This is a genomic window from Kribbella sp. NPDC002412 (assembly GCF_053592935.1).
Map to the genome: position 1 here is coordinate 113,388 of NZ_JBSFBL010000009.1, position 24,821 is coordinate 138,208.

26 protein-coding genes are annotated in these 24,821 nt (G+C 69.9%); 17 read left to right on the top strand and 9 right to left on the bottom strand.

Features of this window, described 5'->3' with window-relative positions:
* Positions 1–382: 382 nt before the first annotated feature.
* The 3 genes from ACWCOV_RS10135 to ACWCOV_RS10145 all read left to right on the top strand — a co-directional run bounded on the left by ACWCOV_RS10135 (position 383) and on the right by ACWCOV_RS10145 (position 3,433).
* A complete protein-coding gene (locus ACWCOV_RS10135; RefSeq protein WP_449828898.1) occupies positions 383–1,687 on the top strand; it encodes a globin domain-containing protein in 1,305 nt (434 codons plus the stop codon).
* Entirely contained in the window at positions 1,638–2,186 is a 549-nt protein-coding gene (locus ACWCOV_RS10140) for a DivIVA domain-containing protein (RefSeq protein ID WP_449828899.1), read from the top strand. The genes ACWCOV_RS10135 and ACWCOV_RS10140 overlap by 50 nt, the downstream gene beginning before the upstream one ends.
* 92 nt (positions 2,187–2,278) lie before the next feature.
* Positions 2,279–3,433, top strand: a complete 1,155-nt coding sequence (locus tag ACWCOV_RS10145; RefSeq protein ID WP_449828900.1) for a nitric oxide synthase oxygenase — start codon at positions 2,279–2,281, stop codon at positions 3,431–3,433.
* 28 nt (positions 3,434–3,461) lie between these two features.
* On the opposite strand, the gene ACWCOV_RS10150 is transcribed toward ACWCOV_RS10145, so the two are convergent.
* The 3 genes from ACWCOV_RS10150 to ACWCOV_RS10160 all read right to left on the bottom strand — a co-directional run bounded on the left by ACWCOV_RS10150 (position 3,462) and on the right by ACWCOV_RS10160 (position 5,933).
* Positions 3,462–4,220, bottom strand: a complete 759-nt coding sequence (locus ACWCOV_RS10150; RefSeq protein ID WP_449828901.1) for a caspase family protein — start codon at positions 4,218–4,220, stop codon at positions 3,462–3,464.
* Between the two features lie 5 nt (positions 4,221–4,225).
* Positions 4,226–5,071, bottom strand: coding sequence for a hypothetical protein (locus ACWCOV_RS10155; RefSeq protein WP_449828902.1), 846 nt, complete (start codon positions 5,069–5,071; stop codon positions 4,226–4,228).
* Positions 5,072–5,222: 151 nt separating this feature from the next.
* Positions 5,223–5,933, bottom strand: coding sequence for an alpha/beta fold hydrolase (locus ACWCOV_RS10160; protein ID WP_449828903.1), 711 nt, complete (start codon positions 5,931–5,933; stop codon positions 5,223–5,225).
* Between the two features lie 154 nt (positions 5,934–6,087).
* On the opposite strand from ACWCOV_RS10160, the gene ACWCOV_RS10165 reads away from it, so the two are divergent.
* From ACWCOV_RS10165 to ACWCOV_RS10185, 5 genes are all read left to right on the top strand, one after another.
* Positions 6,088–6,840: a class I SAM-dependent methyltransferase gene (locus tag ACWCOV_RS10165; RefSeq protein ID WP_449828904.1), complete on the top strand. Its 753-nt coding sequence runs from the start codon at positions 6,088–6,090 to the stop codon at positions 6,838–6,840.
* Positions 6,837–8,543, top strand: coding sequence for a ferritin-like domain-containing protein (locus ACWCOV_RS10170; RefSeq protein WP_449828905.1), 1,707 nt, complete (start codon positions 6,837–6,839; stop codon positions 8,541–8,543). The genes ACWCOV_RS10165 and ACWCOV_RS10170 overlap by 4 nt, the downstream gene beginning before the upstream one ends.
* The gene (locus ACWCOV_RS10175; protein ID WP_449828906.1) at positions 8,540–9,415 is read left to right on the top strand and encodes an RNA polymerase sigma-70 factor; all 876 of its coding nucleotides are present in this window, start codon (positions 8,540–8,542) and stop codon (positions 9,413–9,415) included. Before ACWCOV_RS10170 ends, ACWCOV_RS10175 begins: the two co-directional genes overlap by 4 nt.
* Positions 9,416–9,629: 214 nt before the next feature.
* A complete protein-coding gene (gene thiS / locus ACWCOV_RS10180; RefSeq protein ID WP_360518472.1) occupies positions 9,630–9,836 on the top strand; it encodes a sulfur carrier protein ThiS in 207 nt (68 codons plus the stop codon).
* A 16-nt stretch (positions 9,837–9,852) separates the two neighbouring features.
* Positions 9,853–10,626, top strand: a complete 774-nt coding sequence (locus tag ACWCOV_RS10185; protein ID WP_449828972.1) for a thiazole synthase — start codon at positions 9,853–9,855, stop codon at positions 10,624–10,626.
* On the opposite strand, the gene ACWCOV_RS10190 is transcribed toward ACWCOV_RS10185, so the two are convergent.
* Entirely contained in the window at positions 10,623–12,524 is a 1,902-nt protein-coding gene (locus tag ACWCOV_RS10190) for a DUF6807 family protein (protein WP_449828907.1), read from the bottom strand. The genes ACWCOV_RS10185 and ACWCOV_RS10190 overlap by 4 nt on opposite strands.
* A complete protein-coding gene (locus tag ACWCOV_RS10195; protein WP_449828908.1) occupies positions 12,524–12,682 on the bottom strand; it encodes a hypothetical protein in 159 nt (52 codons plus the stop codon). The genes ACWCOV_RS10190 and ACWCOV_RS10195 overlap by 1 nt, the downstream gene beginning before the upstream one ends.
* 54 nt (positions 12,683–12,736) lie before the next feature.
* On the opposite strand from ACWCOV_RS10195, the gene ACWCOV_RS10200 reads away from it, so the two are divergent.
* The 5 genes from ACWCOV_RS10200 (at position 12,737) to ACWCOV_RS10220 (ending at position 17,578) form a co-directional block, all read left to right on the top strand.
* Positions 12,737–14,038, top strand: a complete 1,302-nt coding sequence (locus tag ACWCOV_RS10200) for a hypothetical protein (protein WP_449828909.1) — start codon at positions 12,737–12,739, stop codon at positions 14,036–14,038.
* Positions 14,035–14,175: a hypothetical protein gene (locus ACWCOV_RS10205; RefSeq protein ID WP_449828910.1), complete on the top strand. Its 141-nt coding sequence runs from the start codon at positions 14,035–14,037 to the stop codon at positions 14,173–14,175. Before ACWCOV_RS10200 ends, ACWCOV_RS10205 begins: the two co-directional genes overlap by 4 nt.
* Positions 14,176–14,411: 236 nt before the next feature.
* Positions 14,412–14,774 carry a RidA family protein gene (locus ACWCOV_RS10210; protein WP_449828973.1) on the top strand — a complete coding sequence of 121 codons (363 nt, stop codon included), beginning with the start codon at positions 14,412–14,414 and terminating at the stop codon, positions 14,772–14,774.
* Positions 14,775–14,842: 68 nt separating this feature from the next.
* A complete protein-coding gene (locus tag ACWCOV_RS10215) occupies positions 14,843–16,429 on the top strand; it encodes a LuxR C-terminal-related transcriptional regulator (RefSeq protein WP_449828911.1) in 1,587 nt (528 codons plus the stop codon).
* Positions 16,430–16,531: 102 nt separating this feature from the next.
* Positions 16,532–17,578, top strand: a complete 1,047-nt coding sequence (locus ACWCOV_RS10220) for an aldo/keto reductase (protein ID WP_449828912.1) — start codon at positions 16,532–16,534, stop codon at positions 17,576–17,578.
* Here ACWCOV_RS10220 and ACWCOV_RS10225 read toward each other — a convergent pair.
* Both ACWCOV_RS10225 and ACWCOV_RS10230 read right to left on the bottom strand, forming a co-directional pair.
* Positions 17,575–18,447, bottom strand: coding sequence for a serine hydrolase (locus tag ACWCOV_RS10225; RefSeq protein WP_449828913.1), 873 nt, complete (start codon positions 18,445–18,447; stop codon positions 17,575–17,577). The genes ACWCOV_RS10220 and ACWCOV_RS10225 overlap by 4 nt on opposite strands.
* The gene (locus tag ACWCOV_RS10230; RefSeq protein WP_449828914.1) at positions 18,444–19,325 is read right to left on the bottom strand and encodes a LysR family transcriptional regulator; all 882 of its coding nucleotides are present in this window, start codon (positions 19,323–19,325) and stop codon (positions 18,444–18,446) included. Before ACWCOV_RS10230 ends, ACWCOV_RS10225 begins: the two co-directional genes overlap by 4 nt.
* 123 nt (positions 19,326–19,448) lie before the next feature.
* Between ACWCOV_RS10230 and ACWCOV_RS10235 the strand changes: the two genes are divergently transcribed.
* The gene (locus ACWCOV_RS10235; RefSeq protein WP_449828915.1) at positions 19,449–20,390 is read left to right on the top strand and encodes an MBL fold metallo-hydrolase; all 942 of its coding nucleotides are present in this window, start codon (positions 19,449–19,451) and stop codon (positions 20,388–20,390) included.
* Here the strand turns inward: ACWCOV_RS10235 and ACWCOV_RS10240 are convergent.
* Entirely contained in the window at positions 20,380–21,126 is a 747-nt protein-coding gene (locus ACWCOV_RS10240; RefSeq protein ID WP_449828916.1) for a GNAT family N-acetyltransferase, read from the bottom strand. The two genes, ACWCOV_RS10235 and ACWCOV_RS10240, sit on opposite strands and share 11 nt — an antisense overlap.
* Positions 21,127–21,174: 48 nt before the next feature.
* On the bottom strand, positions 21,175–22,581 hold the full coding sequence (pdxR, locus tag ACWCOV_RS10245; RefSeq protein ID WP_449828917.1) for a MocR-like pyridoxine biosynthesis transcription factor PdxR: 1,407 nt from the start codon (positions 22,579–22,581) through the stop codon (positions 21,175–21,177).
* Between the two features lie 71 nt (positions 22,582–22,652).
* Here pdxR and ACWCOV_RS10250 point away from each other — a divergent pair, with 71 nt between their 5' ends.
* From ACWCOV_RS10250 to ACWCOV_RS10260, 3 genes are read left to right on the top strand one after another with little or no spacing between them, the layout of a single operon-like run.
* Entirely contained in the window at positions 22,653–23,939 is a 1,287-nt protein-coding gene (locus ACWCOV_RS10250; protein ID WP_449828918.1) for an FAD-binding oxidoreductase, read from the top strand.
* A 16-nt stretch (positions 23,940–23,955) separates the two neighbouring features.
* Positions 23,956–24,300, top strand: a complete 345-nt coding sequence (locus ACWCOV_RS10255; protein ID WP_449828919.1) for a DUF1622 domain-containing protein — start codon at positions 23,956–23,958, stop codon at positions 24,298–24,300.
* Positions 24,301–24,317: 17 nt separating this feature from the next.
* On the top strand, positions 24,318–24,818 hold the full coding sequence (locus ACWCOV_RS10260; RefSeq protein WP_449828920.1) for a tetratricopeptide repeat protein: 501 nt from the start codon (positions 24,318–24,320) through the stop codon (positions 24,816–24,818).
* Positions 24,819–24,821 lie beyond the last annotated feature (3 nt).

The following is a 24,821-nucleotide window of genomic DNA, read 5'->3' on the forward strand; positions in this document are numbered from 1 at the left end:
ACAAGCACCCCGACCCCGCGTCGGCAGTTCGTGATCATCACGTGCGCTGGAGTTGAGCTCGCGGTTGAGTTCCAAATACCAGGTCTTCGGCGCGGCGGCAAGGCCGGACCGGTCGGTAGGTTGTTGCTTTTGGCAACATTTCGAAGGCGTTGAGGAGATTCGAGACGAATTGGTCCGATTTGGCGGTTTCAGGGGGTTGGGGGGCGGGTAGGTCGGGAGGCAGACGGAGGACTGGATAAGACTCGGGGTCGGATCTGGGAGGGGAAACCCTTGTCAACGCAGGACCCGTCGGCGTGCGCCGCCGACAACCGTCAGTACCTCATGCCCCCTGATGGGCTGGTCGTTTCGTTCGAGGAGCTGCCGCTCCGGGACGGATAGCCAGATGGATGCATACGCCCTGCAGCGCAGCTGGGATCGGGTGTCGGAGCACGGCGAACAGGTGGCGCTGTACTTCTACTCGCATCTCTTCGTGTCCCACCCCGACGTGCGCTCGATGTTCCCGCTCTCCATGTCCGGCCAGCGGGACAAGTTCTTCAGCGCCCTCGGACGGATCGTCAGCCACGCCGACCAGCTCGAGAACGACGCGGCCTTCCTGCAGCACCTCGGCCGCGACCACCGCAAGTACGCCGTCGTGGCGGAGCACTACAACGCGGTCGGCGCCTCGCTGTGCGCAACCCTGAAGCACTTCCTCGGACCCGAGTGGGACGAGGACCTCGCCGCGGACTGGACGGCGGCGTACCAGGTGGTCGCGCGGATCATGGTCGAGGCGGCGGAGACGTCCTCCGAGTCCACGCCCGACTGGTGGGACGCCGACGTGGTCTCAGCCGAGCGACGCACCATGGACCTCACCCTGCTGACGGTCCGGCCCCGGCGCGCGTACCAGTTCCTCCCCGGTCAGTCGGTGTCCATGGAGATCCCGCAACGCCCCCGGCTGTGGCGGTACTTCAGCCCGGCCAACGCCCCGCGCCCGGACGGCTCGATCGACCTGCACGTGCAGCAGATCGACGGCGGCCAGGTGAGCCCGGCCGTGGTGCGGTCGCTCAAGGTCGGCGACACCGTGAAGCTGGGGGCGCCGGTCGGCGACCGGCTGACCCGGTGGGAAGGCGACACGAGGGACCTGCTGATGGTCGCCGGCGGGACCGGTCTCGCCCCGCTCCTCGCGGTCCTCGAGCAGATCGAGCTCGAGTGGCAGCGGTCGGGCACCGGTCCCCTGGTCCACTTGCTTCACGGCGTCCGGATGGCCTGGCACCTCTACGACCGCCCGCGGCTGCGTGAACTCGCCCAGCAGCGGCCCTGGTTCGACTACACCGAGGTCGTTTCGGGCGATCCGTCGTACCCGGGGACGCGCGGGAAGGTCGGCACGGTCGCGGCCCGGCAGGCGCTCTACGGGCGTACGGCGATGGTGTGCGGCGGCCCGCAGATGGTCGCGCACACGCTGGAGCAGCTGGCCGGCGCCGGCATGCGACCAGACCAGATCAAGTACGAGCACTTCTACTACGCAGCCGCCGACAAGCACCTCGACATGCCGGCGCTACCAGGTCAGGAGACGACTAGTGACGCACAGCAGCCACCGCCAGGGCTCACCGCGCTACCAGGCACCCGAGTCGATCCGGGACGAGACATTCCCCCGCCGGATGATGGGGCTCGACGCGGGCAAGGTCTACGAATTCCTCGATCGGCTGGCTGACCAGCTCCAGGCTGCGGAGCGAGACCGCAGCGAGAGCCGGGCCGAGAACGAACGTCTCCGGATGGAACTGCAGCGCACCCGCGCGGAGCTGCAACGCGTGCAGGCGGAGCTGGACGAGTACGAGCAGGTCGGTGAGCGCGTGAACGAGCAGGTCGTCCAACTGTTCAGTCAGGCGCAGCTCGTGGCCGAGGAGATGGTCAAGGACGTCAGCCGGGACGCCCGCGAGCGCATCGGCCAGGCGCGCGCGCACGAGCGCAGGATCGTCGCGGAGGCCATGGACACGGCTGGGCAGCAGGTTCGCTCGTACGCGCAGTCGACCCATGCTCAGATGCAGTCGTTGATGGACTCGTTCGCCAGCGAGGTCGACCGGCTCGGCAGCACGCAGCTGTCCGGCGAGCCGACCTCCCACCAGCACGACCCGTTGTTCGACGACTTGGACGACCGGCAGCTCCGCCCCCGCTACGGGAGCGCTCCGGAGTCTCCGGGCCCGGCGGACTAGTGGTCGCCGATCGACCGTGGGGCAGGCCTCGCCGTACCGGCCACCGGGCGTCACCTGGCCCCGGGAGGATCCGGTCGACATCCCTGCGCGCGGTGAGCCAGCCTGATCCAAGCCCCGAGAGCGCCGACGTCGAGGCGGTTCGGGCCGCGGCCAAGGACTTCCTCGAGCTCTTTCACGCCGAGAACCCCAAGGCCGGACCGCTGGGGCCGCGGCTCGCTGCGGTAATGCGTGAGATCGACCTGACCGGGACCTACTGGCACACCACCGAGGAGCTGACGTTCGGCGCCCGCGTCGCCTGGCGCAACAACGCGCGCTGCATCGGCAGGCTGTACTGGCGCAGCCTGCGGGTGCGCGACCTAAGAACCGTCTCCGACGCCGGCGGCGTCGCGGGGCACTGCTTCGAGCACCTGCGCGCGGCCCACAACGGCGGGAAGATCCGGGCGATGATCAGCGTGTTCGCCCCCGAGACGCCGTACCGGCCTGCGCCCAGGATCTGGAACGAGCAACTCATCAGGTACGCCGGGTACGAGCAGCCGTACGGGCGTGTCCTCGGGGACCCTCGCTACCGGGCTTTCACCAGCGAACTGATCCAGCGCGGATGGCGACCGCCCGAACGTCCCGGGGCCTTCGACGTACTCCCGCTCATCGTCGAGACCGTCGAGGAGGGACCGCAGATGTTCCAGCTCCCCGGGCAGGCGGTCCACGAGGTCCCGCTCGAGCACCCCGAGCTGGCGTGGTTCGCCGACCTGGGCATGCGGTGGCATGCGGTCCCGGTCATCAGCAACAACCGGCTGGACATCGGCGGTGTCTCCTACCCGGCCGCGCCCTTCAACGGCTGGTACATGGGCACCGAGATCGGAGCCCGCAACCTGGGTGACAGTGACCGCTACGCCATGGTCCCGGAGGTCGCGGAACGGATGGGGCTGGACACCTCGGACGAGGCGACCCTCTGGCGGGACCGCGCCCTGGTCGAGATCAACCGCGCGGTCCTGCACTCGTTCCGCGCGAACGGCGTGACCATCACCGACCACCACACCGAGACCCGGCGCTTCCTCATCCACCTGGAACGCGAGGAACGCGCAGGTCGCGGCTGCCCCGCCGACTGGAGCTGGATCGTCCCGCCCATGTCCGGCTCCCAAACCCCCGTCTTCCACCGCTACTACGACACCGAAACCCGAGTCCCCAACTTCACCGCCGACGAAGCCGCCACCCACCGAGCCCTCCACGGCACCCCACCCGCCTTCTGAAACCCCGGACTGGTTATCCCCAGAGGACTCATTGTTGGAAGGGTCGGGAGTCGACCAGGGGGAGGCCGGGTTTGGGGCCTAGGTATCTGAGGGTTGGGTGCTGGCGGCTGTTGTGGTGGGTTACGCGTTTGGCGGCGGCGGTGAACCAGGTGCGGTAGGTGAGGTCGGGGGCTGGGGTCCAGGTTTGTTCGAGGGCCCAGCTGAGCAGGCCTTGGCGTTGGTCGGCGGGGCCGATTTCCTGGGCGGTCTCCGCGCTGAGGCAGGCGGAGATCGACAACCGGGACGGGCCGGCGGCTGTGAGGACCTCGTAGTACGAGGGCTCGGGGCGGGCCAGGCCGAGGACGAGGGTATCCGATCCGCAGGTGTCCACGATCGAGACGACCCGCGTACCGGTCGGACATTTCGCCCACAGGTCCTGGAAGAAGTCGTCGCGCAGCGGGCCGTCCGAGCAGGCGAACACCTCGTCCTTGAAATCCTGCTCGGGAAACATGTCGTTGTCGTGGACCTGGAAGCCATGGCCGCAGAGCACGAGAATCATCAGGTCGTCGGGGTGCAACGTGGTGACGACATCACGGAGGCGTTTGCCGATGACCTCGACCTTGGTGTCGTACGGCGTCACCCACTCGCGGACAACCGGATCACCCGGTACGGCGCTGCGCAGGAGTTTCTGGTGCTGACGTACGTCGTTCAGCACGCCCGGCAGTGACGCGAATCGGTACACCGCACCGTCGTACTTGAAGGGACGTGGAGCCGGTACGCCGACGAGGACCACGACCGCCTTCGCCATCACGCTCAGCCCGTGGGCGAGACCGACGGCGCCACCGGAGTCGACGGACTGACCTGTGGATCCGTGCCCGACGCAACTCCGGCGAGACGGATGCCGATGATCGCCGCGACGACAAGGATGGCGACGCCCGCGCAGAGCACCGCGATCGTGCCTCGCAGCATGCGGGCCTTGTCGAGGACCTCGGGCACGCCGTCGAGTGGGCCACGTACTTTGACGGCGACCTGGGCACGCAGTCGTCCACGGGCCTCCATGGCAGCGAGCCAGAGACCGCCGAAGACGAGGATCGCGCCGATCACCGCCAGGACAAGGGCGAGGATGCCGGCGAAGCGCTCCGACCACGTGCCGGTGACCTGTTGGTTCTCCGCGACGGTCGACACTGGCGCAGGCAGGTCGATACCGAAGAGCACGACAGCCAGCAGGATCAGCGTCAGCAGCGCAGCCCCGGCAGCCGAAACACCGCTGATCCAAGCGAACCGAGCGTCGTACTCGCCGGCCTCGGTCTCGGTCACCTTGTCATCGACAGGCTCTGCGGGTTTCTCTTCCGGACGCTCGGCCACGCTGACCGCGACTGGTCCTAGCTTGGTGCCATTGAGGGTGGCAGCCACTTCGTATTTGCCCCAGGTGTCCGCACCCGCCTTGAAGGTATGAGGATTCCTCGTCTCGGCGGGCAGAGCGGTGCCCTTGTGACTCCACGCGAAGCTCGGAGACTGGCCGGCCTCGGCGGGTTCGACAACGGCGGTCAGCGTCACTTCGGTGTCCGGCGCGACCTTCAAGACCGGATGATCCGACTCGCCATCTTCCACCGCGGTCGAGCCGTCACCTTCAGCCGACAACTTCACCTGAGCAGTCATCCCGGCCCCCCGCCCTGACTCAACCCACCCCAACGTTCCCGCGATAGTGACACAGAGTAGCGACGAAGTCCACGAGCCGGCGAGGCGTTGGGGACACCAAACCCCTGCCGGGGCGCCTGCCCGGGGTGCTGCCGGCAGGGGTTTGGTGGGATCAGGCGCCGAGGGCTTCGAGGATGGTCTCGGTGACGGCGGCGGGTTGGGAGACGCTGAGGGCGTGGGAGGCGCCGGGGATCTCCTTGTGGCCCTTGGCGCCGGCGCGTTCGGCCAGGTAGCGGTGCAGCTCGACGGGGATGTTGAGGTCGGCGTCGCTGAAGACGAACCAGGACGGGAGCGACTTCCACGCCGGAGTCTCGGCCGGGAGGCCCTCGGTCAGGGCGGCCTCGGTGACCGGGCGCTGGGTCGCGGCCATCACGGCGGCCTGCGCGTCCGGGACGTCCGCGCAGAACTGCTGCTGGAACACGTCCTGCCGGATGGCGAACTCGTTGCCACCGGCGACCGGGTACGCGGTGAGCGCGTCGCCGAGCGTGCTGCCGGGGAACTTCACCGAGAGCTGGAACGCGTTCTCGCCGTGGTCGGGGGCGAACGCGTCGACGTAGACCAGGCCGACGACGTTGTCGTTCTGCGCCGCCGCCTCGGTGATGACCATGCCGCCGTACGAGTGGCCGACGAGCAGCACCGGCCGGCCGATGCCGGCGATGACGTCGCGGACATAGGCCGCGTCGGTGGTCAGGCTGCGCAGCGGGTTGGCGACGGCGACGACCTCGAGACCGCGCTCGAGTAGTCGTTCGACCACGCCGTTCCAGCTGCTGGCGTCGGCGAACGCGCCGTGCACGAGCACGACGGCAGGACGTTGGTCGTTCATGGAGAACTCCTTCGGGATCGGGTGTCGCCAGCTCAGACATCGCAGCTTGCGCATTTGTGACCGGGAGCGTGGTGTCACGGCTGTCACACGCCGCCGGGCTGGCCTGTCTTAGCTGCCGACGGACAGCAACTGGGGTGCTCTTGGAGAGGTTCGGATGACCGCTGCGGCGATGGTTGCCGAGTTCGACGACGTGGCCGGGTGGACGGCGGACGCCGTACGACAGCTCGGGGATCGGTACGCCATCCCGGCCGCATGCCGCGGCAGCGCCAGCCCGACGGCGCTGGCCTGGCTGGCCGAGGCGTGCGAGTTGTCCGCCGGCATGCGCCTGCTCGACGTCGGCGCCGGCGTCGGCGGACCCGCTGCCTGGGCGGCCGAACGGTTCGGCGTCAGCCCGATCCTGCTCGAGCCGATGCCTGCCGCGTGCCGGGCCGCGTCCACGTTGTTCAGCTTGCCCGTCGTGCTGGCGGACGGCCGCCGGATTCCCTTGCGTACGGCGTCAGTCGACGTCGCGTGGTGTCTCGGAGTGCTGTGCACCGTCGAGGACAAGGCGACTCTGCTCAGTGAGATCCACCGCGTACTCGCCCCGGGCGGGTCACTCGGCCTGCTCGTAGTGATTGCCCAGGGCAAGCAATTGCGAAGGCTCCCGGACGGCAACCACTTCCCCGGCCAACACGAGCTGGACGACCTCCTGGCGGACGCTGGGTTCGACGTCCTGGAGCAGATCGAGCGACCGGCCGACGTGCCGCGGTCGTGGTCGCTGCGGGCCGCGGAGGTCGCGGCGATGGTCGAGGCCCGGCACAGCTCGCACACCGCCTACGCACTTGCCGCTCGACAGGGTCGGCGGCTCGCCGATCTCTTCGACGGCGGACACCTGTCGATGCAACTGATTCACGGGAGGAAAGCATGACGTGGACCCTGGAAAGCCTTCGGGAGCACCTGCAGTGGGCGGTCGAGCTCGAGCACGCGACACTTCCGCCGTACCTGTGCGCGCTGTACTCGCTGGATCCGCAGCGGAACCCGGAGGCCGTCCAGGTCGTGGGCAGTGTCTTCTCCGAGGAGATGCTGCACCTCGCGCTCGCGGCCAACATCCTGAACGCCGTCGGCGGCCGGCCGCAGCTGGACAAGCCCGAGATGCTGCCACCGCATCCGCGCCGGATGCCGCACGGCGACCGTTCATTGCAACTCTCGCTGGGGCCCTTCGGGCCGGAAGCGCTGGAAATGTTCCTCCGGATCGAGCGGCCGGCGCCGCCCGGCGGCCCGGCCGAGGGTGACGACTACGAGACGATCGGCCAGTTCTACGACGCGATCGAACGCGGGCTGATCGAGTTGTGCGACGAGCTCGGCGAGGACGCGGTCTTCTGCGGCGACCCGGCCCGGCAGGTCGGCAACGCGCACTTCCGGCACAGCGGCGGCCGGTTGATCGTGGTCGACAGCCTGAAGTCCGCGCTCGAGGCGCTGGCGGAGATCGTCGAGCAGGGCGAGGGTACGGCGCGCGGCGAAGTCTGGGACGGGGACGCTGACATGTTCCACCCGGACCGCGACGAGGTCGCCCACTACTACCGTTTCCAGGAGCTGCAGCTCGGCCGGCGGTACCAGCGTGGCGACACCCCGGCATCCGGCCCGACCGGCGAGCCGATCGGCTTCGACATGGACGGCGTACGCCCGATGCGGCCCAACCCGAGGCTGACCGACCACCCGGAAGGACACCCGATCCGGGTCGCTCAAGAGGAGTTCAACCACACGTACTGCGCGGTCCTGCACCTGCTCGAGCAGACGTTCAACGGCAGCCCGCGGATGCTGTCCGTTGCCACCGGCACCATGTATGCGCTCAAGGCCCAGGCCGAGGCGCTGATGCAGATGCGCGACGGCGACGGCTTCGTGGCCGGCCCGACCTTCGACTACGTCACGCCGGCGGCCCGTCAGTGGTCGGTCGGCGAGTCGCAGCGGGTCGCCGTACTGCCGAATGGGCCGTACGTCGTCTACGGCCGGGTGCCGCTGCGGCGCAAGCTCAAGATCGTGTCGGAGAACAACGCCTCGCTCACCTGGCAGACGTCGGCGGCCATCGAGACCGAGGACACGTACGCGCTCTGCCGGTGCGGCCGGTCCGGCTCCAAGCCGTTCTGCGACGGGACCCACGCGGTGGTCGGCTTCGACGGCACCGAGGCCGAGCTGATGGCGCCGTACGGCGAGTTGCAGCACGTCCACGACGGCGTCGGCATCTCCGCGCAGCGGGTCGGCGAGCTGTGCATCCACGCCGCGTTCTGCATCGGGCGGACACGACCGATCGCCAAGATGCTCGCCGACACCGGGGACAGCGACGTACGCTCCGATGTCATGGGACGGATCGACCACTGCCCGTCGGGGTCGTACAGCTACGCGCTGGAGCGCGGCGGCGAGTCGATCGAGCCCGACCTGCCGCGGGCGATCTCGGTCCTCGAGGAGGAGGACGGACAGGCCAGCGCGTTGTGGGTCACCGGCGGCCTGCCGGTTCACCGGGCCGACGGGCAGCTGCAGGAGACCCGCAACCGGGTGACGTTGTGCCGGTGCGGCCACTCGTCCAACAAGCCGTTGTGCGACGGCACCCATCGCGAGATCAAGTTCCACGAATGACGTCGGCGGACTTGGAGCAGGCCGCGGCGGTGTTCGCCGAGGTCCGCGGACGGCTGTTCGGCATCGCCTACCGGATGCTCGGCAGCGCCGCCGAGGCCGAGGACCTCGTCCAGGACGTGTGGTTGCGCTGGCAGACCACCGACCGCAGCAAGGTGACGAACCCGGCGGCGTACCTGGCGACCGCGATCACCCGGCTGGCGATCAACGCGACCCAGTCGGCCCGGGTACGGCGGGAGACGTACATCGGCCCGTGGTTGCCGGAGCCGGTCGACACCAGCGCGGATCCGTATCTCGGCGCCGAACGGAGCGAGGCGCTGGAGTTCGCCGTACTGCTGATCCTGGAGCGGCTCACGCCGACCGAGCGCGCGGCGTACATCCTGCGGGAGGCGTTCGACTACCCGTACAGCCAGATCGCCGAGATCATCGGGTCCACCGAGACGGCCTCGCGGCAACTCGTCAGCCGGGCGCGCAAACGCATCCTCGCGGAGCGCCACAACCCGGTGACCGGGTCGGAACAGCGCGAGCTGCTGACTGCCTTCGTCACCGCCGCGCAGTCCGGCGACCTCGAAGCACTCGAACGCCTGCTCGCCGCTGACGTCATCAGCTACTCCGACAGCGGCGGCGCCGCGCGAGCCACCCGCTACCCGCTGGTTGGCGCGGAACGAGTCGCGAAGGTCCACCAGGCCTACGCGTCGACGTTCTGGCAAGGCGCCGACGTCGAGTTCGGCACCGTCAACGGCCAGGCGGCCGCGATCCTGCGCCGCGACGGGACCACCTTCGCCGTGCTGACCATCACCGCCTCGACGGACGGCATCGAACAGGTCCTCTGGGCGCTGAACCCGTCGAAGCTCGCCACCTTCAACGCCGCGTAGCGGCGCCTGATGCTTGTCGCGCTCGTCACACACCTCCCGCTCGCTCCTGACGACGTGACGAGCTGACGAGACGCGGGTTGTCTCGGCGGGGTGCGGTGGTTATCGTCGAGGAAGCCGCGGGAGCTCACGCCAGAGTGGGCTGAGAGGGCGACTGACACACGGTGTCGCCGACCGCTGAACCTGTATCGGGTAATGCCGGCGTAGGGAGGACGCGATGGCGTACGACGTGTGGGTGAACGGCGAGGCGACGACAGTCCCGCCGGATCGATCCGTTGCCGAGCTGGTCCGGGAGTACTCCGACCGCGAGACCGGGATCGCGGTCGCGGTGAACCAGACCGTGCTGACCCGCGACGAGTGGGCCGGTACGACGCTCACGGACGGCGACCGGGTCGAGATCGTCAGTGCGGTCCAGGGTGGTTGAGGACGTGATCGAGGACATGGACGACCCACTGGAGCTCGGCGGCCGGATCTACACCTCCCGGCTGATCATGGGGACCGGCGGCGCCGCGAACCTCGAGGTGATGGAGGAGGCGTTGCTTGCCTCGGGCACCCAACTCACCACGGTCGCGATGCGCCGGCTCGGCACCGGCCACGAGGGCTCGATCCTCGATGTGCTCAAGCAGCACGGGATCGACGTACTGCCGAACACGGCCGGTTGCCACACCGCGGCGGAGGCTGTGCTGACCGCGAAGCTCGCCCGGGAGGCGCTGCAGACCGACCTGATCAAGGTGGAGGTGGTCGCCGACGACCATCTGCTGATGCCGGATCCGATCGAGTTGCTGGACGCGGTCGACGCGCTGGTCGCGGACGGCTTCACTGTGCTGCCATACACCAATGACGACCCGATCCTGGCGCGCCGCTTGGAGCAGGCTGGGTGCGCGGCGGTGATGCCGCTGGCGGCGCCGATCGGTTCCGCGCTCGGCATCCGGAACCCGCACAACATCGCGCTGATCGCCGAGGCCGCGAACGTCCCGGTGATCGTCGACGCAGGCATCGGTACGGCGAGTGACGCAGCGCTGGCCATGGAGCTCGGCTGCGCCGCCGTCATGCTCGCCACCCCGGTCACCCGAGCCGAAAAGCCGGCCCTGATGGCCGCCGCGATGCGTGACGCAGTCAACGCAGGCCGAGCCGCCCGCCTGGCCGGCCGAGTCCCCCGCCGCTGGCACTCAGCCCAAGCGTCCTCACCGGTGACCGGTCTCCCGACGTTCTAAGTCCGCAGGCGCGCGGCCAGCTCTGGGGCCTCGGTGAGGTCGATTGAACGGTCCAGGAGGAGGGCTGACAGGCTGAGCTCGAGCTCCTGGTCGGGTTGTAGGGCCAGGGCGCTTTGCCAGGCGAGCGCTGGGCCGGCGCCGACGTAGTCGGTGGAGCGGAGGAACCAGGGGCGGACGTCCGCGGGTTGCGCCAGCAGCAGAGTGGTGACGCTGTCGCCGCGTTGCTGGACGAAAGCGAGCCAAGGGCTGACCGAGCCGTAAGCGGCGTCGGCGCCTTCACCGGCCTCGCTCAGTACGACGGTGTTCTCGGCGGACGGCAGTCGCCAGAAGATGCCGCCGTACCCGGCGCCGGGGCGTCCCGCGGTCGCCGGGCTGTCGATGCGGATGGGGCCGTAGCGGGCGGTGAGGACGCTGTGCCAGTCGAGACGCCAGCCGCCCTCGGCCAGCAAGCCGCTGAGCTGTCGGCGCTCCACCAGTTGCGGCCGGCCCTGTTCGTCGTACCAAGTGATCTCGTCGGTCAACGCGTTGCCGGGACCGTCGTCCACGGTGACTCCGCGGCTGCGCTGCTGGCCGTGGTTCGTGAGCAAGGTCGGCCCGCGCCCAGGGAGGAAGGTTCGACCGCCCCAGTGGGACGTCCCGTTGACGCCGGCGACCGCGAGCGACACACCGTAGTGGTGCCGGTGGTCGACCGGGCTCACCTCGGTCAGCGGGTGGCCACCGAGCGTCCGCACCGGATGCAGGTACGGCCGCGGCGAATGCACCTGCGGCATCCGCCGGCCGAACTCATAGTGCGCGAGCAGGCCGGACTCGGACCCCAGCACGAAGATGTCCCCCTGCTGCTGCCAACGCACAGGCCCGAACCGCCCGCGAGGCGCGTCCGACTGCAACCGCGTCGCCTGCGGAACCGGCCCGGTGCTGGCCCGCAACGCCAACCGCAGGTCCGGCACCCCGTCCAGCTCCACCTCCGTCCCGGCGATCTCGGCGTACAACCTCCGCCACGCCAACTCCCCCATCCCCTGCTGCGGGACCCGGACGGTTGTCAGCGACGGTACGGCGAACCGCGACAACCCGATGTCGTCCATGCCGGCCACCGACAGGTCCGCAGGTACGGCGACCCCGACCTCGTTGAGCCGCGCCAGCAGACCGAAAGCGACCAGATCGTTGAACGCGACCACCGCGGTGACATGTGAATCCAGCACCTCTTCGACCGCGCCGTACCCGTCCTCGATCGACGAGCCGCACTCGAGCCGGACGATCTCCAGCCCGGGGATCTCGCGCTCGGCGATCTCGAGCGAGCGCAGGCGATCCGTGTTCGACGCGCTGCCGACCGGCCCGGCCAGGTAGGCGAGCCGGCGGTGCCCGAGACCGACGAGATGGTCGACCACGATCCGCACCGCGCGGCCGAAGTCGACGCCGACCGAGGCGACGTCGGACGGCCCTTCGCGGTTGACCAGGATGACCGGCTTCACCTCGGGCAGCAGCTCGAGCAGGCTCTCCTCGGCCAGCCGCGGCGACACCAGGATGAGTGCGTCGCAGCGGCGGCGGGCCTCGATCGCGATGTCCGCCTCGGCCAGCGGGTCCTCGTCCGTCTCGGCGACCAGCACGCGGTACCCGGCCGCGGCCGCGGCGTTCGTGATTCCGCGCATGATCTGCTGGAACAGCGGGTTGCCGAGGTCCGGCACGACCAGCGCGACCATGTTCGTCCGGCCGAGCGACAGGTTCCGGGCGAGGTCGCTGGGCCGGTAGTTCAGCCGGTCGGCGGCGGCCCGGACGCGTTCGGCGATCTCCGGGGCCACGGTGAGGCGCCCGTTCATCACCCGCGAGACGGTCGCCCGGGACACCTCCGCCGCGCGCGCGACGTCGGCGATCGTGATCGAGTCCTTCGGCGTCCTGCCCATCAAGCCGTCTCTCGCTCGGTGACCCGGACGGGACCGAACACAGCCCCGCCACCGTCCATCGTGCCTTGCGAGGCCGCCGCGAACAGCCGGTAGTCGTCGCCGACCCGGAGCGCGTCCGGGTCCGGCCAGTCCGCATCGAGCACCGGGTTCACGTGCACAGGTCTCGCCCTCCGATCGGGAAACCGCCTTCCGAATCCTACGAGGCGTCCTGGGTGGACGGGTGCGGGCGGCTGCGCGGGTTCCTCAAGGTCGTGCTGCCGTGGCTCGGCGAGTACGGCGTCGACTGCGGCGCGCTGGCGGCCGGGCGGGGCGTGGTGGACGTCGTACCCGTTGTGCTTGTCTTCGCCTATGTGCAACGAAGTTCGCCCGTCGGCGGGAGCGGTGAAGGGTTGAGACCGAGTGCGCTGGGTGGTTACGAGAACTGGCCGGGCTTCGTCCGGGACGCGTCCCCGCTGACCGGGGACGAGCTCACCACGAGGGTCGCCGGGTTGCTCGGCGTACCGGAACCGGGTGAGCGGCCGGACGTGCGGATTGTCGACGATTGGCAATCGGACAATGTCCGCGGGAGTGTGCTCGAGTGGAACAACCCGTTCGGGCCGCCGACTCGGGCTTGGCTGCTGCGCCCGATTGAGGCCTCGTCTGCACCCGGCGTGCTCGGGTTGCACTGCCATGCGGGTGTGAAGGCGATCGGGGCCGAGCGGCTCGTCGAGACGCCTGAGCCGAGCGCCGCCGCGATCCGGCTTCGTGAGGAGCTGTATGAGGGCCGGGCGGTCGCGAACGCGTTGGCCCGCGCGGGTTTCGTCGTACTGTGTCACGACACGTTCGCCTGGGGCTCGCGGCGCTTCGGGCTCGATCCGCTGCCGTGGCGGCTGCGCGACGTGATGGCGACGTACGAGGCGGCATGGCTGGCCGCAGACCGCTCCCCTGGTGACGACGAGTGGTACGACGTCGCCGCGAGCCACCACGAGCACACGATCGCGAAGGCGGCCGGCCTGCTCGGTACGTCGTTCGCCGGGATGGTCGCGTACGACGACCTCGTCGCGCTGAGCGTGTTGCGTGGGCTCGACGAGGTGGACGCGGACCGGATCGGCGTCTTCGGCTTCTCCGGCGGCGGCGGCCGCTCGGCGACCCTCACCGCGCTCGACCCGGACATCAAGGCGTCCGCGATCGTCTGCATGATGACCACGTTCGAGGCACTGCTTCCGGCGTACTTCGACGCCCACTCCTGGCTGTTCACCACCCCCGGCCTGGCCCGCCACCTCGACCACCCGTCCCTCACCGCCGGCCGGGCCCGCCACCACCAGCTCGTCGTCTACGCCGAGGACGACGACCTCTTCCCACCCCAAGGCATGCTCGCCGCCGACCGCGCACTCACCGAACGCTTCCACTCCGGCCCCGGCACCTACCAGTCCCACTTCCACCCCGGCCCCCACCGCTTCGACCACGAGATGCAGGACGAGGTACAAAACTTCCTGTTGTCGTCGCTCCGAGGCAGTCCTACCGTCGAAAGATGAAGAAGCCTTGGAAGTGCATGCTCCGGCTGCACGACTGGCGCAACAAGTGGAGCGAAGGCGGCCAGCGCTACGAGATCTGCGACCGCTGCGGCGCCTACCGCGACCGCCCCAGCCTGCTCGATCACCCCGGCCAGTAGCCACCCCCACCACCCACCGACCGGGACCAACCTGCTCGGGGTGATGACGCATCTCGGCTCATCGACAGCCGAACCGAGCACGACAGCCTCGGTGCGGCGGCGCGCCGACAGGTGTACGTCGACAAGCTTCGGGCGGTGGCCGAGCAATTCCGGTAGACCCGCCGGGGTGCGGGGGTGAAGATGGGGCGGTCGAAGTCTAGGAGGACGTCTTGAGCAGGTTTTCTTTTCCTGTGCCGGTGGGGGTTGCGGCGGGGAATGGGTACAGCCATGTGGTGACGGGGGCGGGGCAGTGGGTGGCGGTGGCGGGGCAGGTGGCGTTGGATGCTGAGGGCAACTTTGTGGGGGTGGGGGACGCGGGGGCGCAGGCGCGGCAGGTGTTTGCGAATCTGGATGCCTGTTTGAAGGCAGCCGGGGCCACGTTCGGCGATGTGGTGAAGCTGAACTTCTACGTGACCGACATCGGGTACCTGCCGGCGATCCGGGCCGCGCGGGACGAGTACGTCGACACCGCCAACCCACCTGCCAGCACGGCGGTCCAGGTTGTCGCGTTGTTCAAGCCGGAGGCGCTGCTCGAGGTGGAGGCGTACGCGGTCATCTGACCAGAGGCTTTACCCGGCGCCGCGGCCGTGCTCACACTGGGCTCACACTGGCTGCGGAGGGGCTGGCCATGGAGGTCGACAGCGGGCGGGCGGCGTACGAGCATCGCGCCTGGGCGGACGCGTACCGGCTGCTCGCGGGCTCCGCGGCCCCGGAGGATCTCGAGCGGCTGGCGGTCACGGCGCATCTGATCGGGCGGGACGCGGACAGCGCCCGCGCCTGGGAGGCGGCCGCGACCGCGTGGTGGGCCGCGGGCGACGTGCACCGCGGTGCCGGCTGCGCGTTCTGGCTGGCGATCGATCTGCTCCTGCACGGGCAGCACGCCAGGTCGACGGGCTGGATGTCGAAGACTCGGCGCGCCCTGGACGAGTCGCCCACGGAGGGACCCGGACCGGGCCTCCTCGCCGCGCACGCCGGCCTGTACGACTACATCACCGGCGACCACCCCGCGGCGCTGATCGCGTTCACCCGCGCCATCGAGATCGGCCGCCGCTTCGACGACCGCAATCTGCTCGCCTTCGCCCAGGTGGGCCTGGGCGAGACCCTCGTCCGTTTGGGCGACGTTGCCGAGGGCATCGGCGTACTCGACGAGGCGATCCTCACCGTCAGCGCGGAGGACGTGTCGCCGATGAACATCGGGCTGACGTACTGCGCCGGGCTGAGCGTCTGCCAGGAGACGCTCGATCTCGGCCGGGCCCGCGAGTGGACGCGGGCGCTCAGCGAGTGGTGCGAGACCCAGCCGGATCTCGTCCCGTACGGCGGCCAGTGCCTCGTGCACCGCTCGCAGGTCCTGCAGGTCGACGGCTCCTGGGACGCGGCGATCGAGGCCGCGCGCTCCGCCGAGGCCCGGCTGGCCGGGCACCCCGCCGAGGGCGAGGCCTACTACCAGGAAGGCGAACTGCTCAGACTCCAGGGTGAGCCGGCCGAGGCCGAGCGCGCCTACCTGCAGGCGAGCCGGAAGGGACGCGATCCACAGCCAGGGCTGGCCCTGCTCAGAATGGCGGGCGGGCAGACCAAGGCAGCCCAGGTCGCGCTGGAGCGCGCGCTGGACGAGACATCCGGCGATTGTCTGCGCGCCACCCTGCTGGCCGCCTCCATCGAGGTCCTCCTGCGACTGCCCGACCTCCCACGCGCGCTCACCCAGGCACGCGAGCTCCAGGCCATCGCAACCAAGCACCAATCCGCCGTACTGCGGGCCCGGGCAGCCCAGTCACTCGGATCGGTCCTGCTGGCGGATGGCGACGCCTCGGCCGCGTTGGTCCTCCTGCGTCAGGCCTTCTTACGCTGGCGCGAGCTCGAAGCGCCGTACGACGTGGCGCGTACCCGCGAACTGATCGCGGTAGCCTGCGCCGCGCTGGGCGACGAAGAGACGGCCCAGCTCGAACGGGAGGCCGCGGTCGCCGCTTTCACCGGCCTCGGCGCCCGGCCCGATCTCGAGCGCCTCTCCGTGCGCCCAAACACGGTCGCGGGCCTGACCGCCCGCGAGGTCGAGATCCTCGCGCTGGTCGCAGCCGGCCACACGAATCGCCAGATCGCGGGGCAACTGGTCCTCAGCGAGCACACCGTCCGCCGGCACGTGCAGAACATCTTCGCCAAGACCGGCGTCTCCACCCGCTCCGCCGCCACCGCCTACGCCTTCGAGCACCGGCTCGCCTGAGTGGTACGTCCGCACCACGAAGCGTCGGTAAGAGTTGGCTGATTCGTGCGACGCGGCCACAGCGCGCCACCTCCTAGCGTCAGCAACCAGGAGGTGAACGTCATGCGCTATCGACTGTTCGGCCCGAGCGGAATCCGGGTCTCGGAGATCTGTCTCGGCACCATGAGTTTCGGCGACGTCTGGGGGTTCGGCGCCGACGAGAAGGAGAGCCACCGGATCCTCGACACGTTCGCGGAGGAGGGCGGCAACTTCGTCGACACCGCGAACAAGTACCACGAGGGCCAGACCGAGGAGATCCTCGGCCGCTACCTGGCCACCGGCCGCGACCACTGGGTGGTCGGCTCGAAGTACAGCCTCGCGATGCGGTCGGGTGACCCCAACGCGGCCGGCAACTCCCGCAAGAACCTGCGCCAGTCGGTCGAGGCCAGCCTGCGCCGGCTCGGCACCGACTACCTCGACGTCCTCTGGGTGCACGCGTGGGACCACACCTGCGCCGTCGACGAGGTGCTGCGTGCCCTCGACGACCTCGTGCACGCCGGGACTGTCCTTGCCCTCGGCTTCTCCGACGGCCCCTCGTGGGTGGTCGCCCAGGCCAACGCGATCGCGTCGGTGCGCGGCTGGACCGGGTTCGCCGGACTGCAGTTCCCCTGCAGCCTGATCGACCGTACGACGGAACCCGAAGTGCTGACGTACGCCGCCGGCGAGGGCCTCCCGTTCCTGGCCTGGGCCCCGACCGGCGCCGGCGTCCTCACCGGCAAGTACACCCGGCCCGGCGGCGGCGAGTCGCTCCGCCGTACGGCGAACGAGCAGCAACTCACCGAGCACAACCTCGCCATCGCCCGCGCGGTCGACGAGGTCGCCGACGAGCTCGGTATCGCCTCCTCCCAGGTCGCGCTCGCCTGGTTGCGCCAGCGCCACCCCGGCCTCATCCCGATCGTCGGCGCCCGCACGGTCGAGCAGGTCGAGGAGACCCTCGGCTGCACCGAGGTCACGCTTCCGGCCGAGCACCAACGCCGCCTGACGGAGGCGAGCGCCATCGCCGATCCGTCGCCGTACACACTGCTGCGTTCGCCGAGCGGCCAAGCCCTCTACGGCAATCTCGAGCCACTCATCGACCTGCCGCCCACGGCGCCGCTGCGTTGGAGCTAGCGCAACAAGTCCACCGCAAGGCGGGCGGCCTCACCGATGGCGGCGTCGACACGAGGTTGGCGGAAGTCGCCGCGCGCGGCCAGCGTGTAGATGGCGATCGCGAAGGCAGCGCCGCCGGGCAGGGTGACCACGCCGACCTCGTGGCGCAGCGCACCGAACGTTCCGGTCTTCCCGGCGACGCGTACGCCGTCGTGCGGGAAGCCGGACGCCATCCGGTGCTGGAAGATTTGCCGCTGCATCGTCGCCTGCACGAACTCCGTCTGCGCACCCGACAGCAACTCCCCCGCCCACAGCCGCCGCAGCAGCAACGTCATGTCGCGCGGACTGCTCGCGGATGCGGTCGCCGCCTCGTAGACCCCGTCCGGATCGGTCCGGTCGTTGTCCGCCAGTACGGCGAGTGCCGCATCCGGATCGTTCAGCCCGGTACGCCGCTGCAGATCACGCAGACTCCCTTCGGTCCCCCGCCGTACCCAGGTCCGTTGCAGGCCGAAGGACTCCAGCAGGCCGGCCAACCGCCGCAGCCCGACCAATCCCAGCAGCGCATCGGCAGCGGCGTTGTCCGACACCGTCATCATCGAGAAGGCCAGATCGCGCAACGACATCGTCACCGGATCCGCCAGCGCCGACAGCCCGGTCGGTCCGGGAGTCCGATCCGCCGGATCCAGCGTCAACCTCGCCAGCGGGTCGAGCTCACCGAGATCCACCAACCGGCAGAACCCGGCCAGCAACGGCAGCTTGTACACCGACGCCATCGGTACGACGCCGTCCGCGTCCACCTCGACCGTCGACTCCGGCGCGTCCAGCGCGACCGCATGCAGCCAGCCGCGCACCCCGGCGTCCTCGAACACCGCCCGGATCCGCGCGTTCACGACAGCACCAGCGCATCCGTCAACTGAGCCATCACGTCGGCCGGCCGCATGAACGGCGTACGCGTCCTCGCCCACACCAACCGCAGACGCAGCGGAAGTGGATTGTCGACAATCAGGTGCCGACCGACTCCCGGCGCAGTGAGCGACGGATCCGCGGTCACGACGATCGCCTGGCCCGCCGCAGCCATCGCGAGCCCGGCACGCTCGTCTGTCACGACGACGGTCCCACCATCGGGCCGATGCAACTCCAGCGTGTCCACGAACAGATCACGAGCCGCCGGCGCCTCCGCCCGCGGCCGAACAGCCACCGGCAACCCGCCCAACTGCCGCAGCTTGACCTCTGCACCGTCATCCGGCACCACCGACACCGGCGCCAGCGCCCAGGTCGGCACCAACGTCACCGGACCGGCCTCGAGCCCATCCAGTACGGCGGGATGCAGTACGACGGCCAGCGTCAGCCGACCTGCGGACACCTGGCCAACCAACGAGCTCGTCGGCGCGGAAACCACCGTCACCCGGCTCCCCGGAATCGCCGCCCCGCAAGCCGCAGCCACCGCGGCACCAGCAGCCGGCGGAACCTCCGGGGCCAACCCGAGCCGGATCTCCGGCCCTTCCGGATCCCGGGCGACCGCAGCCTGGTGCAGCTCCTCGATCGACGTCAGCGCCCGCCGCGCGTACGGCAGCAACGCCGCACCCGCGGGCGTGAGCTCGACCCGGCCCTGCCCGCGCTCGAACAGCTTCGCCCCGACCAGCGCCTCGAGCCGCCGGAGCCCCTGGGACAGCGGCGGCTGGGTGATGCCGACGACGCGCGCGGCATCGCCGAAGTGCTGCTCCTCGGCCAGCGCGATGAAGATCTGCAGATGCCGTTCAGTCAGCATGACCCAGCTGACCTGCGGCGATATCACCAGGCAATCGGAGCATGCGTAAGAGCATATTCGACACTCGCCGACCGCCTCGCCTTGACTGAGGAGTCGGTTCCGGCGAGAGGAGACAGCGTGAAGGTGAGTCGACGAGGGATCATCACCGGGGCGGCCGCGGCCGGCGCCGCCGGCGTCGTGGGAGTGGCCACCCTCGGCGAAGCCGCGACGGCCGAGGTCGCGGCAGGTGGGGCGACGACCGGGGACGAGGCCGGGGAGCGGGTGGAGCTCACCTGGCTCGGCACCCACGCCTGGCAGATCCGCTGGGGCAAGCACATCGTGCTGACCGATCCGTGGATCACGCGCTTCAAGACCGGCACGTTCACCCCCGAGGGCGCGGACCCCAAGACCAAGCTCGTCATCAAGCCGGACGTGATCGACCGCTACATCTCCACGGCCGACGCGATCCTGGTGCACCACGGGCACTACGACCACATGGCCGACGTGCCGTACGTCGCCAAGAAGACCCAGGCGACCGTTCTCGGCACCCAGTCGCACGTCAACATGCTCAAGGCCATGCGGACGCCGGCCGACCTGCTGTCACCCGTGCGCGGCGGCGAGTACCTCCCGTTCGAAGGCTTCACCATCGAGGTCTTCCCGTCCCTGCACTCGTGCAGCGGACGGCACCACACCTACGCCTACCCGGGCTACCGCCTCGACGGCGTACCACCGCGGCCACGCGTGATCGAGGACCTGCTCGAAGGCGGCACGCTCGCGTACGTGATCACGATCGGCGGTGTCCGCATCCTCAGCCTGAGTACGGCGAACTTCGACCCGAGCGCCCTCCGCGACCTACAGGTGGACGTCGTCTTCGCGGCCCCCGGCGGCGAGCCCGGGATCACCGACCGCCTGCTCCGTACCATCAAGCCGGTCCGGAAGGTCGTCGCCACCCACTGGGACGACTTCGACCAACCGCTGGACAAGCCGTCCGTGCCCTGGGCCGACCTGACGAAACTCCGCACCTCGGTCGAGACCGCCGGCGCGGAGTTCGTCGTCCTGGATCACCTGGAGAAACTCACGCTCTGACCCGGTAGTGGTACTGCGAGACGGTCCGGAAGCCCAACCGGTCGTACAGGGCCCGGGCCGGCTCGTTGTCCGCGACCACCTGCAGGAAGACGTACCGGACCCCGAGGGTCGTTGCCTCCTGCAACAACGCGCGGATGACCGCGAGCGCGAGCCCCTGCCGCCGGAAGCGCTCGTCGACGGCGAGGCAGTACAGCCCGGCCCAGTCGTCGACCAGCGCGAGCCGGCCGATCGCCGTGATCGGGCCAGTCGACGGGACCACGGCGTACAACGCCCGGCCGCGGTTGAGGATGCCCCGCGCCGTCGCCTGCTTCCCGGCATCGCCGCCGCGCCCGTCGATCGACCACCAGAAGTCCATCCAGTCGTCGTCCGGCGCGGCAGAAATATTCACGTCGGTCGGCACGTCCGGCAGCCGGTCGAGCACGTCGGCCACTTCGGCACACTGCACCAGCGTCGGGTTCCGCACCGTGTAGCCGCGGGCTGCCAACTGGGCGTCCAGGTCCACCGGCTGCGCCGCCGGGCTGACGTGGAAGGACGGCGTGATGCCGTGCGCCTCGTACAGGGTTTCCACGTAGTCCAAGGCCTTGCCGAGGTCGAACGGCGTACTTTTGGGCAGCACGGAGTTCGCTCGCAGGGTCACGCCGCCGTTGCGCCGGATCACCCAGCCGTCCAGTTCGGTCTTGGCCTCGGCGGGCCAGCCCTGGTTCATCAGACTGTCGATGCGAGCTGCGCTGATCACTCCACCCAGCGTAGAAGCAGCCGAATCAACTTGCAAGCAATTGGATAGTTATTCACCCAGCCCGGAGACCGCGTCCGCGAGCACGTCGATGCCCTCGGCAACCGCCTTCGCGGTCAGGCCGCCGTACCCGAAGACCAGCCCGGCCGGTCCGTCTCCCGCCATCCAGTACGGCGCGAGCCCGTAGACGCCGACGCCTCGCTCCAGCGCGGCCGCCATCACAGCCTTCTCGGACAACCCATCCGGCAACCACGTCATCACGTGCAGGCCGGCCGATACCCCGACCGGGACGAGCTCCGGCAACCGCTCCGCCAGCCGGTCGACCAGCGTGTCCCGGAGCAGCCGGTACCGCGGCCGCATCCGGCGCAGGTGGCGGTCGAACTCACCCCGCGCGACGAAGTCCGCGAACGCGAGCTGCTCCAGCACCGGCGACCCGCGGTCGTCGACCAGCTTCGCGGTGGACATGTCCTCGACCAGGCGGTCCGGCAGGACCAGCCAGCCGAGCCGGAGCCCCGGCGCCAGCGTCTTGCTGGCGGTCCCGGCGTACGCCACCCGGTCCGGCGCCAGGCCCTGGATCGCGCCGATCGGCTCCCGGTCGTACCGGTACTCCGCGTCGTAGTCGTCCTCGATGATCAACGCGTCCCGGCGCGCCGCCCACGCGACCAGCGCGGCCCGCGTCTCCGCCGACGCCACCGCCCCGGTCGGGAACTGATGCGCCGCCGTCACCAGTACGGCGTCCGCCCCGGACTGATCGAGTGCGTCGACAGAGATCCCCGACTCCAGCACAGGTACGCCGACCACCTCGAGCCCGGCCGCCTCCGCGACCTCCCGCAGCTCGTTGTCCGACGGGTCCTCGAGCGCCAGCCGCCGATGCCCCTGTTTCGCGAGGACGTGCAGCAGCAACCGCGAGCCCTGGGCGAAGCCGTTGCAGATCAGCATGTTCCCCGGCCTGGCCGCCGTACCCCGGACCCGGTTGAGGTAGTCGGCGAGCGCGTGCCGGAGCTCGAGCGCGCCGCGGCCGTCGAGGTAGGCGAAGCTGAGGTGCGGCGCCTCGTTCAGCACCTTCCGGATCGAGCGCAACCAGGCGGCCCGCGGGAACTGGGAGACGTCGGGCCGGCTGTACTTGAAGTCGATCCGCGGCGGACCGCTTGCCGGCGTCTGGATCGTCGAGGCCTCGACCACCGCGATGTCGGCGACCTGGGTGTAGCCGCCGCCCCGGCTGACCAGGTACCCCTCGGCGACCAGTTGCTGGTACGCCTCGACCACGACGCCGCGGGACAGCCCGAGGTCCTGGGCGAGCGCCCGGGTCGACGGCATCACCGTGTCCGCGTGCATCAGGCCCTGCCGGATCCGGTCCCGGATCGCCTTCTCCAGCTGCTGGTGCAGCGGCGTGCCGCCGTCCCGGCGGAGCTCGACCAGCAGCTCGCCGGCGCCGGAACTGGTCCTGTTTCGGCTCACGCAACTGGACCTTATCGGAGTACCGCTGCGCTGTCAGGGTGGTGGCAACACCGAGAATCCTGGAGGGAACGATGACCACGCTGCTGCAGGCCGGCGACGCCGGCTACGACGAGGCCCGGAGCGTCTGGAACGCGATGATCGACCGCTACCCGGCCGCGATCGCGCGCTGCCACGACACCGCCGACGTCGTCGCCGCGGTCCGGTTCGCCCGGGAGGCCGGGCTGGAAATCGGGGTCCGCTGCGGCGGCCACAGCATCGCCGGCCACGCCGTACCCGAGGGTGGGCTGATGATCGATCTGACCCCGATGAACGCCGTCCGGGTCGATCCGGAGCGGCAGCTGGCCTGGGTCCAGGGCGGGGCGTTGCTGGGTGAGCTGGACAAGGCGGCGCAGCAGTACGGTCTGGCGACGACCGCGGGCAACGTCTCGCACACCGGTGTCGGCGGGCTGACGCTCGGCGGCGGGATGGGCTGGCTGGCCCGGCAGTTCGGCCTGGCCTGCGACAACGTGGCGTCGTACGAACTGGTCACCGCGGACGGCTCGGTGGTTCGGGCGAGTGCGGACGAGAACGCCGAGCTGTTCTGGGGGTTGCGCGGTGGCGGCGGGAACTTCGGCATCGTCACGTCGTTCGAGTTCCGGCTGCACCAGGCCGGCACCCGGGCGTTGGTGGCCGAGTTCACGTATCCGATGGCCGCGGGGTTCGACGTACTGCGGGGATGGCGGGAGCTCAACGCGACCGCGCCGCGGCAGGCGACGTTCACCGCGAACGTCACTCCCGACGGCGTGACGGTCGGCTACGTGTGGATCGGTGAGGGTGGAGACGAGCTCCTGCTGGCCTTCCGCGCGCTCGGTCCCGTGGCCGACGAGCACGTCGAGGAGATGTCGTACCTGACGCTGCAGAGCCGCGATGACACCGTACAGGGGCACCGCTACCGGCGCTACTGGAAGGGCCACTACTTCAAGTCGCTGCCCGACGACGCGATCCGCGCGCTGCTGAACACCCCGGGTGTGTCCGCGAGCCTGCAGGCGTACGGCGGTGCGATTGCCGACGTACCGGACGAGGACGCGGCCTTCAGCCACCGGGACACGCTGTTCGAGTTCGTCACCGCGACCCGCTGGGAGGACCCGGCCGAGGACGCGACCCGGATCGCCCAACTCCGCGAGTACGCCGCGGGCCTGGCGCCGTACGCCAGTGGCGCCTACCTGAACACCCTGAACGGCGACCCGATCAACCGCGCCTTCCCGCCGGCCAAGCTGGCCCGGCTGACCGCGCTCAAGACGGCGTACGACCCGGCCAACGTCTTCCACCTGAACCAGAACATCCGCCCCGGCGAGCCAGCCGGCGAGACCGCGGCCTGACTGGTACTCCTGGGGAGTGGACTTCGAGGCGCTGTTCGCCGACGTGGCCCGGGTGATCGAGGGCGCCGGCGTGGTCATCATGGCCATCGGCGTCGCCGTCGTCCTGGTCCGCTACGCGTACGACGTCGTCCGCAGAGGCACCGGCAGCTACCAGCAACTCCGGGTCAACCTCGGCCGGGTGATCCTGCTCGGCCTGGAGATCCTGATCGTCGGCGACATCATCCGCACGATCATCGTCGAAACCTCCGTCGAAAGCGTCCTCGTCCTCGGCCTGATCGTCGTCATCCGCACAGTCCTGAGCTTCGCCCTCGAAGTCGAGATCTCCGGCGCCTGGCCATGGCAACAACGCCGTACCGAGTGAGTTGGCATGATGGAAGGGTGACGACCGATCTGACGCCTGAATTGGCGGCGACGATCGAGGAGGCGTTCAGCCGGCGGGACCGGGGGAACATGCAGCCTACGATCGACTTCTTCCTGAACCTGCTCGAGGAGCACCCGGACAACCCGTACGTGCTGTACGAGGTGGGCGGGTCGTACGACACCGACGGGCAGGAGGAGCAGGCGGTCGTCTACTACGAGCGCGCGCTGCCGGGGCTCACCGGGGAGGCGCGGCGCAAGTGCCTGTTGCAGTACGGCAGCACGTTGCGGAACCTCGGCCGCTTCGACGAGTCCCTGGACATCTTCAAGACGGCGTGCGCCGAGTTCCCCGAGTCCGACTCGCTGCGGGTGTTCAAGTCGCTCACCCTGCACGCGGCCGGCCACAAGGACAAGGCGCTCGCCACCCTCCTCCTGGTCATCGCCGACCGCCTCGGCACGCCGGAGATCAAGCGCTACGAGGCGGCCATCCGCGGCAACGCCGAATACCTCGCCAACCTCTGACGC